The sequence below is a fragment of the Sinorhizobium sp. BJ1 genome (genome assembly GCF_002531555.1).
GTDB classification, from domain to species: domain Bacteria; phylum Pseudomonadota; class Alphaproteobacteria; order Rhizobiales; family Rhizobiaceae; genus Sinorhizobium; species Sinorhizobium fredii_B.
The window spans coordinates 40,162-53,573 of sequence record NZ_NWTH01000038.1; the positions used below are offsets into that span (position 1 = coordinate 40,162).

Here is a 13,412-nt window from a genome sequence, read left to right on the forward strand (position 1 = left end):
AACACCGGGGATACGGGCGCTCTCGCGGCCTTATGCCCTAACCTTTTCGATCAGGCTCCACAGCATTTCCTTTTCCTTCGGCTTCAGGTCCGTCAACGGCGGCCGCACCGGCCCCGGGGTTCGTCCGATGAGTTCGACGCCGGCTTTGATGATCGAGACCGGATAGCCCTGCTCGCGGTCGCGCAATGCCGCGAAGGGGAAGAAAAAGCCGTGCAGGATCTCCTCCATCGTCGCGCGGTCGCCCGCCCGCATGGCCTTGTAGAAGCGCTGCGCCAGCTCGGGCACGAAGTTGAAGACGGCCGAGGAGTAGGTCGTCACCCCGACGCCGTTGAAGCCTTCGGCAAAGAGCTCATGAGTGGGCATCCCGCCGATATAGCAGAGCCGATTACCGAGTTTTGCCGTCACATGCCGGACGAGATCGACCTTGCCGGTACCGTCCTTGAAACCGACGAGATTGGGGCATGCCTCGGCGAGGCGAGCGACCGTGTCGGCATTGGCGACTGAGTTCGCCCGGTTGTAGATGATGACCCCGAGGCCGGTGGATTCGCATACGGCCTTCACATGCCGGTAGATGCCCTCCTGGGGCGCTTCCATGAGATAGTGGGGCAGGAGCAGAAGACCGTCGGCACCCGCCGCTTCGGCGCGGCGGGCCGTCTCTCTGGCAAGCGCGGTGCCGTAGCCGCAGCCTGCAATGATCGGCACGTTCCCGGAGGCTTCCTTCGCCGCGCGTGTCACCTCGCCAACCTCTTCCGGTGAGAGGGAAAAGAATTCGCCAGTGCCGCCGGCGACGAACAGTGCTGCCGCGCCGAAGCCGGAAAGCCACTCCACGTGACTGCGATAGCTCTCGAGATTGAGGCTGTAGTCTTCGTGGAAGTGAGTAACCGGAAACGACAATAGTCCCGAAGCGATGCGAGACTTGATCTCATCTGGCGACAAAGGAATCCCTCCCATGAATTGGTATTATGTGTCATGGGAAGTCATATGATGACATCGGCTGGAAGTCAACCACCGTGCGGCGCGCCCCGATGACCCGGCAGACTGTTTGGCGTGGAAGTCATAATATGTATTTCTTGGATCTATCGAGATCAAGCTGCAGCCGATACAAGAAACCGGTGAATAGCACTACCGCAAAACTTGCGAAGAAACCTCCGCATGTCTAGTCAACGCGCAGCAGTCTCAATCATTCGCGTCGTGAAAGGACGAACATCGTGGAGCTAGCAGGGAAGGAAACCGGCAAGGGCCGGCGCGGGGCGCTTTGGGCGGCGGTCGCGGTGATCGCCATCGCTGCCGCGGGCGTCACCGGCGGCAAGATCGTCCTCGAAAGGAAAGCCACCGATTTGCTCGCTGAGCGCGGCGGCAAGGCGGGCTCCGTCGAGGTGGATTTTCTCGGACGCGTTCATCTGCGCGACGTGGCGCTGCCGCTCGCCGATGGCTCCAATGTTCATATCGCGGCGGTCGACGGACGACCCAAGATCCTCTTCCTGAACGGGGTGCTCGAGGTGAACGGCTTCGACATCGAAATGGCGATCGGCAAGATCTCCATACCGCATGCGAGCGTCGAAGGCGCCAATCTCGATCCTGGTAGGCTCACCGAAATACTCAGCAACAAAAGCGCTGCCTCGCTGTCGCAACGCATCGAACGCTTTGCGGCAAGGAAGATATCCGCGCCCGAGATTGCCCTGACCCAGGCGATTGCCGGCAGCGAGCAGAAGACGATCTACAAGAACGTTGCCCTGGAGGACATCGCCAATGGCCGCGTCGCGCGCTATTCCGCCGACGGCGCCGAGTTCGCCATGGATATCCCCGATGGAGACGGTGCAACGAAGAAAGAACGCCTGACCGGTTCGATCGGCGCAGTAACGGGCTGGGACTTCGACGCGGCCTATATGGCCCGACTTTACACGGAAAAGGCGGGTCCGGAAGACAAGGAGATAAGGCCGCTCTACGGTCCTCTTTCGGTCAAGGCAATCACCTTCTCGGAGGGCCAGGCGCATTTCGCCTATGACGAAATGCGCAGCAACGGGTTCAGCATGCGCATGCCGACCGAGCCACTTCTCGAAACGCTGGAGAAGTTGACGTCCGTCACAAATCCCGAAGAGCTTGCTCCGGAGGAACGCCGCGCGTTTTTTGCCCGAATCCTGTCGGTTGCCGACATGATCGGCAAGGGCGATATGGAGATGCTTGGCCTGAGGATCGAGGCGCCAGCAAAGGACGGCGAAGTCGAGAGCAAGAAGGTCGGCCTCACCGTCGATCGTTTGGCGCTTCAACTGGACGGTCGGAAGCTCGACGCGGCCTTGCACGGCCTGTCGATGGGCGAGGGCGGCGACTACGTCAAGTTCTCCGAAGCGAGCATGACCGGTTTTTCATGGGATAGCACCCTGGAAGCGCTGAAGAAGATGGCCGGGCTCGACGAGCAACAGCTTGGAGCGTTCCCGTTCACCACGCTGTTGCCTGAGTTCGGCACGTTCCGGATTGCGGGAATCGATGTCGATATGCCTAATCCCGAGACAGGCGCAGGCAACGCCAATGCAGAAGACTACGCCGACGAAACCGACGAGGCGGATGCGCTGGCCGGCGAGGGGCCTATGCCCGATGCCGAGCGGGCGGATGAGGCGGATCAGCAGACGAGCCAGGCTGCCAATCCCGCGCAGGAGCCTGCTACCACAGCCGTTCCTGACCGCATCCGCTTCACGCTCAAAAACTATGAGCTGGCGCTCACCAGTCCCTATAACGGTATCCCGACGGATATCCGCGTCCGCTATGAGGATCTGAGCGTGCCGGTGCCGGCGGACGCGCAGGATGAGACCTTCGCAGAGCTCCGCAAACTGGGCTTCGAAGAGCTGGTCCTCTCCTCGAACATTCAAGCGGCCTGGGATGAGCCCAAGCAGGCCCTGGTGATCAAGGACATTTCGCTCAGCGGCAGGGATGTGGGCAGCCTCTCCCTCTCCGGCCTGATGGGTGGGGTCACCAAGGACTTTTTCTCCGGCGACGCGGCCTTGACCCAGGTGGCGCTTTTCGGCCTCACCGCGCGGGAAGTGAAGCTCAAGATCGAGGACACAGGCGGCATGGCCAAGGGGATCAAGCTGTATGCCGGGCAAAACGGCATGACTGAGGACCAGGCGCGCGGCATGTTTACGATGATGGCCGCGGCGTTGTTGCAGCAGTTTGCGGCCGACCAGCCGAAACTGCGGGGCGCGGTCGACGCGCTTTCGCGCTTCATTGCCAAGCCTGGGACTTTCAGCCTGACGATCAGATCCAAGGCCGAAAACGGCATCGGCGCCTTTGATTTTTTTGCGGCTTCTGAGAACCCCGTGCTCCTTCTCGACAAGGTCGATCTTGAGGCAACCGCGCAATAAGCCGCACTGTTCCGGGGGCTCGGCCCTACAGGGCCCGGAAGCGACGGCTTCAACCGGCAACTGGTATGGCGATCTCAAACCGGGCGCCTCGATCGCGAGCGTCCATGAGACTTATCGTGCCGCCATGAGAGGCGAGCATCGCCTGGGCGATCGCCAGACCCATGCCGGTACCGCCGCTTTCGCGGCGGGTCGAGAAGAACGGCTGAAATATGAGAGCGCGATTACCGACCGGGATCCCCGAACCATTGTCCGAGACGACGACGATTAGCGTGCGCTCCCTGGTAGAAGCATCGAGCTCTAGCCGCGACGCCCCATGCTGGAGAGCATTTTCGGCGATGTTCCCGATTGCAATCGCCAAGGCTTCGCGCGTCAGAGCAATGCCGGTCTCGGTGTCGCCGGAACTCGAAATTTCGAGCGCCGGGAATCGCCGGACCAATGCGGCAGCGACCTCTGCGAGCGTCGTCCTTCCCTTCGTCACCGGCAGTTCAGCGTGCGCAAGCTCTCTCAGCCGCACGAGCAACCGGTCGAGTCTCTCAGCATCGGCGAGGATATTCTCAAGGAAACGCCGCCTGTCCGCTTCAGGCATGGGCGCCTCTGCGTCGTCCTCCAGCAGAAGCTCGGCAGCACCCCTGATCGCGGTCAGCGGTGACTTCAGTTCATGGCAAACATGGGCAGCAAAACGCACATAGTCGGTGCGGTCGACCAACTCACCGGCAAGATCGAGAAAACTTTGTGACAGCGTCGCGATTTCACGCGTGTCGCGATTTCACGCGTGCCGTAACGCTCCAGCGGTTTAAGGGCTGCTTTTCCACCCTGTGCAATTTCCTGCGTTCGGCCGATCAGCGCTTCGATCGGTCCGGTAATGCTTGGCAAGATCTACGTTGCCGCGCCGGAATGCCATCATTGCTTCCGCCCCATTTCTTGCGACCACCGTGGTCATGCCGGCTCGTTCGATGGCGAAGCAAATCACATCGCGAATGTGCGGTTCGTCGTCGACGACCAGGATGCGTGACACCGTGTATGTCCTGTCAGAACTGTTCCCGATAGTTCTTATCGGCCTCCCCAGGCGTTGCAACGTTTATGTGCCCGGTGAGGTAGTCGTGAAGGCGTTGGCCGCGATAATTCCAGCCCCGCCAACCCGAAGCAGATTCAAGAAAGTCGGCGGCGAGGCCTGCCCGGCTGTAACGTGCGCGATAGTCGCTTTTGGCGGCGCCTGAGGCCAGCGCAGCAATAAAAGTATCCAGTGCCGGAATGGCGGATGGCCCAAGGGTTAACAAGTAGTCGATGTCGAGCGGTATGCCAGTCCCGGTGAGTTCGCGGCTGTGGACCACGTTGAATCGCGCCACCAACGCCGGAATGTCGACCAAGGCGCAAGCATAGAGCGTTGCCGCCAATGCTGTCAGATTCGTCGCGATCAGCCACTCGTTGGTCCGGCGCAACAAGATGCGCAAGAGGATCAGGGCTAGGCCGACGGCGACGAGAGCCATCCAGATGCCAGCGGCGACGCGCAATTCGGTCAGCGAATAGACTTCGACATAAAGGTCGAGCCGAAGGATGGAAGAAATGCAAAGCAGGATATTCTGGGAAATCCATGCGTGAACGAGACCACGAACGGCGGCGTTGCTTTCTCCCGGGCCGTCGCTGCGCATGACCACGAGGACGAAGCCGGCGGCCAGGAGAGCGGTGATGATCAGCGGGTAAGCGCCGCGATGGGCGTATTGCGCATGGGTCATGCCGGCCGGCAGCTCCGCTCCGCCCCAAAGATAGAGGAGGTCAAGCAATGTCTGGACGGCGAACAGGGCGTTGAAGACAAGCAGGGATCGAGGAACGGTGGCTTCGCCGAGGAGCAAACCCTCGATAGCCTTGCCGGCCGCCTCTGCACGGGGGGACGGTTTGCTGCGCCGCTTGAGCCGGGGCCGCAGCAGCGGCCAGACTGCCGCTGCCGCCAGAAGCCAGAAGGCAATGCGCCATGGATTGCAGAAGCGAAGAACTGCAGCGAGATCGATCGCCGAGAGCGCCCGCTCGATAACGGGATTGGCGAGCGCAAAGAGGCCCACGAAAATCAGGGCGAAGAGCCCCGGTACGAGCCAGATGACCAGGCCGGGAATGATCTTGGCAGTCGTGTGCCGGGATGCACCCTTGGCGAAGTGCCTGTGCCAGTCGCGGACGAGCCGCATCGGAGCTGCAAGCGCAAAACGGTACAGGACAGGGGGCAATCCAGCGAGCCGCTGCGGAACAAGCTTCGATTGGGCCAAAGCCACTAGCGCGAGGCCGCACGCCGAATTCAAGCACCCCAGGAAGGATGGCGCCTCCAGCAACGGCGCGGATGCGATGAGCGACACCGCGCAAAGGAGGAGAACTTTTGCCGTCGCCGGCCTTGGAACGGAGAAGAGGATGCCGGCGGTGACAGCCATCGCATAGACGAATGCGTTTACGCCGAGCGGCTGTTGGTAGAAAAGCGCATCGGCCAGTGCCACGAGGGCAAGTCCGACGACTGCGCTGGCGCTCCTGCGGTCGATCCGATTAGGAACGACTGCGTTATCGGATAATGTCATCAGCTATTTTCTCCTTCGGGCCGCCGCCGGCCCTGACAAGCATTTGCGCGCCGTCGCGGCCGGATAGGGCGCGCTGGCAGACGCCTTCGGAACTCAACCACCAGCCGTCGACGCGGAGGCGATCTGGAATGGGGAGGGAGAAAGGAATTTCGGTGCGGGTCATGACATTAGCATGTCGCGCGCAATTGCAGATTCCGTGCAGGCCCTTGGGAAAAACTTAGGAGCATGCGCTCGCCGAGGCGGCTGGCCCAGCCAACCGGCGCTTCTCAACGCCTTTCGTCCGGAAACTTGTTCAAGTCGCGGAGCTTGTCGAAAAGCGGCGAACTCGGGCGACCGGAGTTTTATGTCAGAAGCCCCCGGTCGGAGCCGGCGCGCTCCTCCGGGAGCCGCCGGCGCGTGGGCCATGAACCCATAAACTGGACGACTGAGATAGGGTAGATTCCGACCCGTCCGCTTTTGGTCAAAGGCGGAACGCGACATGACCGCGAGCACACGTATAAAAACCAACAGTCCGCCGCCATCGGCTTTACGTCAGGCTCAATCCTTCTTGAACTCGAATAGCTCGATGACGTTGCCCGATGGATCTTCAAGCAAGATGGCGCGGCCGGCACCGCCGTCGCTGACTTCGCCGCGGAATCTTGCATCAGCCCGGCGCAACCGCTCAATAAGGACGTCGACCTCGTTTGTAACAATCATAAATCGGTTCCATCCGCCCGGCTTCGGATCGCCGCCCGCTTGACCACCGCTCCCCGCACCTGGGGCGCTGAGATACAGCGTCAAGTCATCGCGTAGCAGCGCGGCGAACTTGCCCGGATTGTGCTTGTCGATCTTGAAATCAAGATTGTCTCGATAGAACGCGACCGCCTCGTTGACGTCTGCAACGATGTATCGGACGGATGCCATTCAACCTTCTCCTCTGTCTTGTAGCTACAACGGTCCACTCGCGCAAAGGTTTCCTGTCGATGGAGCGGAGTGCAGAAGCTGGCTGTCTGGATGCCAGCCGCAGAAGTTGGATTAAGATGGGCTTTGGACGTAGGTCGTATTTCGGCGGTGTTTATGACACCCTATACGACCGACATTGGGTCAGCATACCAAATGGCGGCTTTCATATCGCGCCAGCTTCTGATTTGAGGCTCAACATGAGCCGATATGACCTGACCGACTTCGAATGGCGCGTGATCGAGCCGCTGCTACCCAACAAGACGAGAGGCGTGCCGCGCGTCTATGATTGACGCGTGCTGAACGGCATCTCTGGGTGCTGCGATCCGGTGCGCCGTGGCGAGACCTACCCGGGCCCTATGGCACTCGCACTACCTGCTATAATCGCTTCGTCCAATGGCGGAAGGCGGGCATGTGGGATCGGCTGATGAACGCCATCACCGCCGCACATGACGGTGCGATCCAGATGATCGACAGCACTTCGATCACCCGGGGCTCACCAGCAGGCTGCGACGGGAGAAGAAAAGCCAGACATTTTGAACAACCGTTTCGTTCGGATGTGTAGCGTGGCCGCGGTAGCGATGTGCCTATCTCTTTCGGAACCGCCTCGATAATATTGCGATTTAATCGCACCCGATTTATATATGCGGCAGTAAGAACTCGATTGGATTTGCCCATGACCACGTCCCCGACCGCAAAGAGCTCCAGTGGACCGCCCGCGTCCCCGCAGGCAGGCAGCGGGGGACGGAAGCTGTCGAATTTCCTGTGCTTCGCGATCTACTCGGCTAACCTTGCCTTCGGTCGGGCATATAAGCCGATCCTCGACGAGATTGGCCTGACTTACACTCAGTACATCGCCCTGGTCGCCCTCTCCGAGGAGGACGACCAGACCGTCGGGGAACTCGGGGAAAAGATGTTCCTCGAATCCAACACGCTGACGCCGATCCTCAAGAAGCTCGAGCAGATAGGCTTCATCATACGTCGCCGCGATCCCGCGGACGAGCGGCAGGTTCGATTGAGCCTGACCCCCGCCGGACGCACTCTGCTCGATTCCGATCCCGCCGCGGCGCTGGTCGACGCGACCGGGCTTGGAGACGACTTTGATGAAGTGCAGGGAAACGTGGCGAGGCTACGCGACAATCTCCTGCGCACCACGCGGGCCGGCCCGGAAAAATCATAGGGGCTCCGCCAGCGGAGCGCCGGTAACGGCGTCGCCGGCCGCCGATAAGGTGTTACGGCTCCCGGCGCCACTTGCAGCAACTCTGGGTGTCCACGCGCCGGTCCTCTGCAAAGACATCGCAGCGGCTCACTGACGGCGCCGCTCACGTGCACATGCTGGGAACTCGAGATCGCTCAGGCGCAAATCAGGTCCCGTCTCGGCTCGGCCGGATGTCCGCACGCCGCATTAAACCTTTTCGAGCCGACTAAACTGAACCGGGATAAGTTTGCGAAGCTTGAGTTCCCCTGCCGCGTCTTTGTCATTGACAGTCAGGAATTGTCCTTTTCCAGATCCCAACGGCCTGACCAGGCGTCCATCCGGCTTGAGCTGGTCAAGCAATGCCGGCGGCGACTGCTTGGCCGCCACCGTGACCAGTATCTTGTCGAACGGAACGCGCTCAGGCCAGCCGCGAGACTTCAGACACGAATGCCGACATTGCTATAACCGAAGCCCTGCAGCAGAGCCTCGGCATGGCTTGCGAATTCCTCAATGATTTCCACGCTCCAGACCTGCCGGCGAGCTCCGCGAGGATTGCGGTTTGATAGCCCAGGCCGGTGCCGATTTCGAGCACTGCCTCATGCCGTTGGGGAGCGAGGAGATCGGTCAGCGACCATGAAGGGCTGCGAGATGGTTTTATCGAGGCCGATCGGCAGCGGCATGTCCCGATAGGCATAAGGCGCAAGCGGGGCTGGCACGAAGAGATGCCGCGGCACCCGCTGCATCGCAGCCGTCACCGGATCAGCGCCGCCCTGCCGAGCTCGTCGCTCGCAAGCTCGACATTGATAGCATCAGCTCGACCATGTGCCTGCGTAAGATCGCGAGGTGCTCTTCATTCATTGGTTTCATGATCGCAGGCCTTCCTCATTGCCAGATAGCTATGATCAGACGGCCTCAGGCGTGACGGGAACCGAGTCCACTTGCGCCATGGCGCGCAAACCGCGGTGGCCGCAAATGGGTCCCTAACCGGTCATTGGTGTCTGTATGGTCAATGGGCTTAATTGGGCCCAGTTCCAGTCGCTCGAAAAAGGTTCCGAAAGTGACTCCGCGATCAGGAAGGGCATTACCGTCGGACGGACCCCGATGAGATACCTGCCTGCAAATTGAAGCACACCGTCAATCGCTAGTATTATTCACTCTCCACCGCAAGGTCGCTAGTGAGCAGATGAGTGTCACTCGTTCAGCGATATTCCTGGCATCAGTCTTGGCAGCCGTTGTGCTGGCAGCGCTATTCTTCGACTGGTACTGGATCCACTTCAGCAAACGGCAGGCCGCCGATGACGCCAGAACAGTCCCTCTCTGCCGGACAGTCTACGTTCAGCACTGCGCCTCCCGGATGCGCGCGCCGCCGCATGACGCCTCCGGCCACACGTGGCATCATCCCGATGGTGTGCTCTTCCGTCTGACCAAGCAGGGGCCAGCCGCGGTTGTTGGTGGAGGCTACCAGAGCGAAACGCCAGGCTCCGGCGAGGTCCTCAGCGATGACGAGATCCGTGCGGTACTGACATTCGTGAAGAGCACCTGGCCAGAGCGCGAGCGCGCCTATCAAACTGAAATGAGCCGCCGGAGCGAGAAGTTGCGGAGAGACAGTGCGGCCGAGGCTGAATGGGAGGAGCATCCATGGGTATCTATCGCGAAGTTATCCTGCCCAGACTATGCGACCTGTCTATGCGCAACGAGCGACTGCGGCCGTGTCGCGAGCGCGTAATCGGCGCGGCGGAGGGGCGCGTCCTGGAGATTGGCGTCGGTTCGGGACTGAACCTGCCGTTCTACAGCCCGAGGGTTCGCGAGATCTTTGCACTCGAACCCGACCCGAATCTCCTCGCGATGGCCCGTCGCGCTCCGCCTATTGACGCGCCATTGTATTTCATCGAAGCCTCCGCGGAGCAGATTCCCCTCGACGACAGCAGCGTCGATACGGTGGTGACGACCTGGACTCTTTGCACGATCCCGGAAGCCGCCGAGGCTCTAACCGAAATGCGCCGCGTGCTCAGGCCGCAGGGCAAACTCCTCTTCGTCGAGCACGGCCTTTCGCCCGACCGCGGCGTGCGCTGGTGGCAGGATACGCTCACGCCGATCTGGCGGCGTATCAGCGGCGGCTGTCATCTCAACCGCCCGATCCAGTCGATGATCGAGGGAGCCGGCTTCGGCATCGAGCGTATCGAGACCGGCTACATGCGAGGGCCGAAGCCAATGACGTTCATGTATGAGGGCAGCGCCCGTCCTAGATGAGTAACGGCCGCGCTCTTAGTCCAGCGCCCGCTATTTTGCGCGTGCCGACGCGATCAGCCGCTTCATGGTCGCCTCGTCGACGAGTCCGCGGACCACTTCCTTTCCGACGACGAAGCTCGGCGTGCCGCCGATGCGCAAGGCTTCCGCGAGGGCGATGTTGCGCTTGATGGCGGCGTCGATCGCCGGGTCTTGCATGTCGGTCTTCAGGCGCTCGACATCGATCCCCACATCGGCGGCGACTTCGAGGGTCGAGGTCTCGGTGATGCGGCCGTTGTAGGTCATCATCCTCTGGTGAAAGGCGAGATACCTGCCCTGCTTGCGGCTCGCAAGCGCGGCGCGGGCGGCGAAGACCGATCCGGAGCCGAGGATGGGATATTCCTTGAAGACGAGCCGTATTCCCTTGTCGGCTTTTTCGAGCTTGCCGAGCAGCGGTGCCGCCTGCCGGCAATAGGGGCAGTTGTAGTCGAAGAACTCGACGACGATGGCGTCGCCTTGGGGATTCACGCCGACCGGGGCATCCGGATCGTTGAAGATATCATCGCGCCGCTCCGAGACCACCTTGGCCGCTTCGCTGTTGGCCGCCGCCTGCTGGCGCGCTTCCAGTCCTTTCACGGACTCAAGGATCACCTGGGGGTTGGCGAGAATATAGGCATGAAGTTGCCGCTCGAGATCATCGGTCTTGCGAAGGGGCGTAAGGACACCCGCCGCAAACAGCAGCGCCAGTCCGGAGAGCACGACCGACGGGCCCGCGAGCGCAATTGCGGTAAACGCCAAGAGCCTCGGACATCGCCCCCGCTTTCCAGCGGCGGAGTCCGGTTCGGAAGAGGAATTGTCGGGCGCTTCTGCTACCATGGGAGCAATCCTTTCAGCTTCTCCCAGAAACCTGGCTCCGGGTGCGGATGCGGCTTCTGTGTCCGGTTTGTCAGCGCGTTGACGAAGACGACCAGATTGACCGTCTCGAACTTCAGCCCGTGAAAGCGGGCGCGCAGGCGACCGTCCTGATCGATCACGTGGGTGACGATCCCGTGCATCTGCATGCCGCCGTTGTCTTCGGTGAACTTGAGACCGTAGGTCTCGGCGATCTTGCGGGTCGTGTCCTCGGGGTTGTCCGGATCGGTCGTCAGGAAGACCCAGTTTGCCGGATCAAGGCCATGCGCCTCGCCGTAGTCGCGGAGGACCGGGCCGGTGTCGTGCTTCGGATCCGTTGTGATGGTGACGAACTCGACCATCTCCTTCATCGGAGTCTGGTTGATCATCTTCTGGATTTCGGCAATCCGCTCCGCATGCAGCGGACAGACGTCCGGACAGTTGGTGTAGACGAAATTCAGGACGACGACCTTGCCACGCAACACGTCGAGGCCGACCACCCGCCTGTCGGCATCCTGCAGGGTGAAGGCAGGCGCTTCGCTGTCCACGGGCTGGAAATACTGCTCCTTGTCGCGGAGGTCCTGATCGACCTCCTCGAGCGAATGAGCCGCCGCCGGTGCGGTCAACGCCATCACCGCGGCGATCGCGAGGAGTGCCAGTCGCAGCATACGCACCGGATACATCATTGCGAATTTCCCTTGTTGCCGGAGGTGGGCACGCCTCCCGCTTTCTGTTCGACGATCGACTTGAGGAACGCCACCATGTCCGGTGCGTCCCATTCAGCAGGCCCCATCAGTCGGCCGAGTTCCCGTCCGTCGGTGTCGATCAGGATTGTCGTCGGCAATCCGACTGCCGCAAGGGCGGAGAGCGCCCGACCGGAAGCGTCGACGTGCGCGGCGAGCCGCCGAACCCCGATCTCAGAGTAGAACGTCTTCACCGTCTCCGCTCCCAGGCGGTCAACCGAAAGGGCGACGACTTGAAACCTGTCACCGCCCAGCGCCGCCTGCAGCCGATCGAGGGTCGGCATCTCCTTGCGGCACGGCAGACACCAGGTCGCCCAGACGTTGAGCAGAACGACCTTGCCGCGGAAATCCGCGAGCGTGCGAGGCTGTCCGTCGCCGTCGGTGAACAGAACATCCGGAATGGGCTTCGGCGTATCGTTCAGCACGAAGCCCTTGGGGACACCCTCGGGTTCTGGACCGACAGAGGCGCGGAGAAAGAGAGCGACGCCTCCAAATCCAGCGAAGCCCATGACACCCAGCAGCAGAAGCGACCGACGGCGCATGGCCGACGGCGCAGAGGTCCTCGCTGTGTCGGTGTTCATCTTGGTCATTCCGTCGTGTAGACCTCAGGTGCCTTGCCGTCCTTCGGCACGGTGTAGATCACGAATGGTTCGGTCTTGGTGCCTGCCATTCCGGGCGAGCCCATAGGCATTCCAGGCAACGTTATGCCAGCGATCGGGGGTTTCTCCTTGAGCAGCTTGCGGACGACGTTCACCGGCACGTGCCCATCGACAACATAGCCCTCGACGAACATCGTGTGGCAGCCCTGCATGTCTTCCGGCAGGCCGGCCTTTCGGCTGATCTCGAGAAGGTCGTTGGTCGGTTTGACGTCAACGTTGAAGCCGTTGTCGCGGAGATACGCAGCATAGCCCTCGCAGCAGCCGCACTGCGGGTTCTTATAGAGCGTCGCCTGCAGCGGATCGGCAAGCGCCGGCGAGGCGAAGGCGATGAGAGCGGCGAGACTGGCGAAGCGGATCGAAGGATTCATTTCGGTTCTCCTTGTTCTGTTTGGTTCAGGCGACGCGCAGCACGGCCATCATGCCGGCCATCTGGTGATCCATGACATGGCAGTGCAACATCCAGTCGCCGGGGTTGTCGGCGACGAAGGCGGCCTCGACGACGTCCTTCGGGCCCATCAGCACGGTGTCCTGCCATTGGCGATATGGCACGGCCTTGCCGTTGCGGCTCAGCACCCTGAGGCTATGCCCGTGGAAGTGCATCGGATGCCACCAGGCGGTCTCGTTGCGCAGTTCCAGCAGGACGCTGCGGCCCCGCTCGAAGACGAGGGCGGGTTCCATGCCGGCATGGCCGTCGCCGGTCATCGACTGGCCGTTGATCGTCCAAACCGCGTCGTGGCCCATGCCCATCATTCCACCGCCGCCACCCATCATGCCGCCCATCATCCCACCGAGGCTGTGTGGAAACGCCTGCTGCCGTGGATCTGGGTGACGCGCACACGGTCTGA

Annotated in this window: 11 protein-coding genes and 4 pseudogenes; 4 read left to right on the top strand and 11 right to left on the bottom strand. The window is 61.5% G+C overall.

The features are described from left to right. Positions 1-30: 30 nt before the first annotated feature. Complete coding sequence (kdgD, locus tag CO676_RS29380) at positions 31-936, bottom strand: 5-dehydro-4-deoxyglucarate dehydratase (protein ID WP_014763398.1); 906 nt, start codon at positions 934-936, stop codon at positions 31-33. Positions 937-1,208: 272 nt separating this feature from the next. On the opposite strand from kdgD, the gene CO676_RS29385 reads away from it, so the two are divergent. Further along, a complete protein-coding gene (locus CO676_RS29385) occupies positions 1,209-3,356 on the top strand; it encodes a hypothetical protein (protein ID WP_179875692.1) in 2,148 nt (715 codons plus the stop codon). Positions 3,357-3,405: 49 nt separating this feature from the next. On the opposite strand, the pseudogene CO676_RS29390 reads toward CO676_RS29385, so the two are convergent. The 4 genes and pseudogenes from CO676_RS29390 to CO676_RS29405 form a co-directional block, all read right to left on the bottom strand. Further along, a pseudogene (locus CO676_RS29390) lies at positions 3,406-4,223 on the bottom strand (HAMP domain-containing sensor histidine kinase); the annotation flags it as partial. Positions 4,224-4,227: 4 nt separating this feature from the next. Continuing rightward, positions 4,228-4,371, bottom strand: a pseudogene (locus CO676_RS36420) (two-component system response regulator CreB); the annotation flags it as partial. A gap of 13 nt (positions 4,372-4,384) precedes the next feature. Beyond that, positions 4,385-5,911: a DUF4173 domain-containing protein gene (locus CO676_RS29400; RefSeq protein ID WP_097523683.1), complete on the bottom strand. Its 1,527-nt coding sequence runs from the start codon at positions 5,909-5,911 to the stop codon at positions 4,385-4,387. A gap of 537 nt (positions 5,912-6,448) precedes the next feature. Continuing rightward, a complete protein-coding gene (locus CO676_RS29405; RefSeq protein ID WP_097523684.1) occupies positions 6,449-6,814 on the bottom strand; it encodes a VOC family protein in 366 nt (121 codons plus the stop codon). Between the two features lie 236 nt (positions 6,815-7,050). Here CO676_RS29405 and CO676_RS29410 point away from each other — a divergent pair. Beyond that, positions 7,051-7,337, top strand: a pseudogene (locus CO676_RS29410) (transposase); the annotation flags it as partial. A gap of 189 nt (positions 7,338-7,526) precedes the next feature. Beyond that, on the top strand, positions 7,527-8,030 hold the full coding sequence (locus tag CO676_RS29415) for a MarR family transcriptional regulator (protein WP_097523685.1): 504 nt from the start codon (positions 7,527-7,529) through the stop codon (positions 8,028-8,030). Positions 8,031-8,255: 225 nt separating this feature from the next. On the opposite strand, the pseudogene CO676_RS37070 reads toward CO676_RS29415, so the two are convergent. Beyond that, positions 8,256-8,915: pseudogene (locus CO676_RS37070) on the bottom strand (protein-L-isoaspartate O-methyltransferase). Positions 8,916-9,686: 771 nt separating this feature from the next. On the opposite strand from CO676_RS37070, the gene CO676_RS29430 reads away from it, so the two are divergent. Beyond that, positions 9,687-10,298 (top strand): class I SAM-dependent methyltransferase, encoded by a 612-nt coding sequence (locus CO676_RS29430; protein WP_097523686.1) that lies wholly within the window; start codon positions 9,687-9,689, stop codon positions 10,296-10,298. Positions 10,299-10,328: 30 nt separating this feature from the next. Here the strand turns inward: CO676_RS29430 and CO676_RS29435 are convergent, their stop codons facing one another. The 5 genes from CO676_RS29435 to CO676_RS29455 all read right to left on the bottom strand — a co-directional run. Further along, positions 10,329-11,150, bottom strand: a complete 822-nt coding sequence (locus CO676_RS29435) for a DsbA family protein (protein ID WP_097523687.1) — start codon at positions 11,148-11,150, stop codon at positions 10,329-10,331. Then, positions 11,144-11,848 (bottom strand): SCO family protein, encoded by a 705-nt coding sequence (locus CO676_RS29440; RefSeq protein WP_245424536.1) that lies wholly within the window; start codon positions 11,846-11,848, stop codon positions 11,144-11,146. Before CO676_RS29440 ends, CO676_RS29435 begins: the two co-directional genes overlap by 7 nt. Then, the gene (locus CO676_RS29445; protein ID WP_097523689.1) at positions 11,848-12,498 is read right to left on the bottom strand and encodes a redoxin domain-containing protein; all 651 of its coding nucleotides are present in this window, start codon (positions 12,496-12,498) and stop codon (positions 11,848-11,850) included. The genes CO676_RS29440 and CO676_RS29445 overlap by 1 nt, the downstream gene beginning before the upstream one ends. Continuing rightward, complete coding sequence (locus tag CO676_RS29450) at positions 12,495-12,935, bottom strand: DUF411 domain-containing protein (RefSeq protein WP_097523690.1); 441 nt, start codon at positions 12,933-12,935, stop codon at positions 12,495-12,497. Before CO676_RS29450 ends, CO676_RS29445 begins: the two co-directional genes overlap by 4 nt. Before the next feature lie 25 nt (positions 12,936-12,960). Beyond that, positions 12,961-13,412, bottom strand: a 452-nt coding sequence (locus tag CO676_RS29455) for a multicopper oxidase domain-containing protein (RefSeq protein WP_179875694.1), incomplete at its 5' end; no start/stop codon positions are given.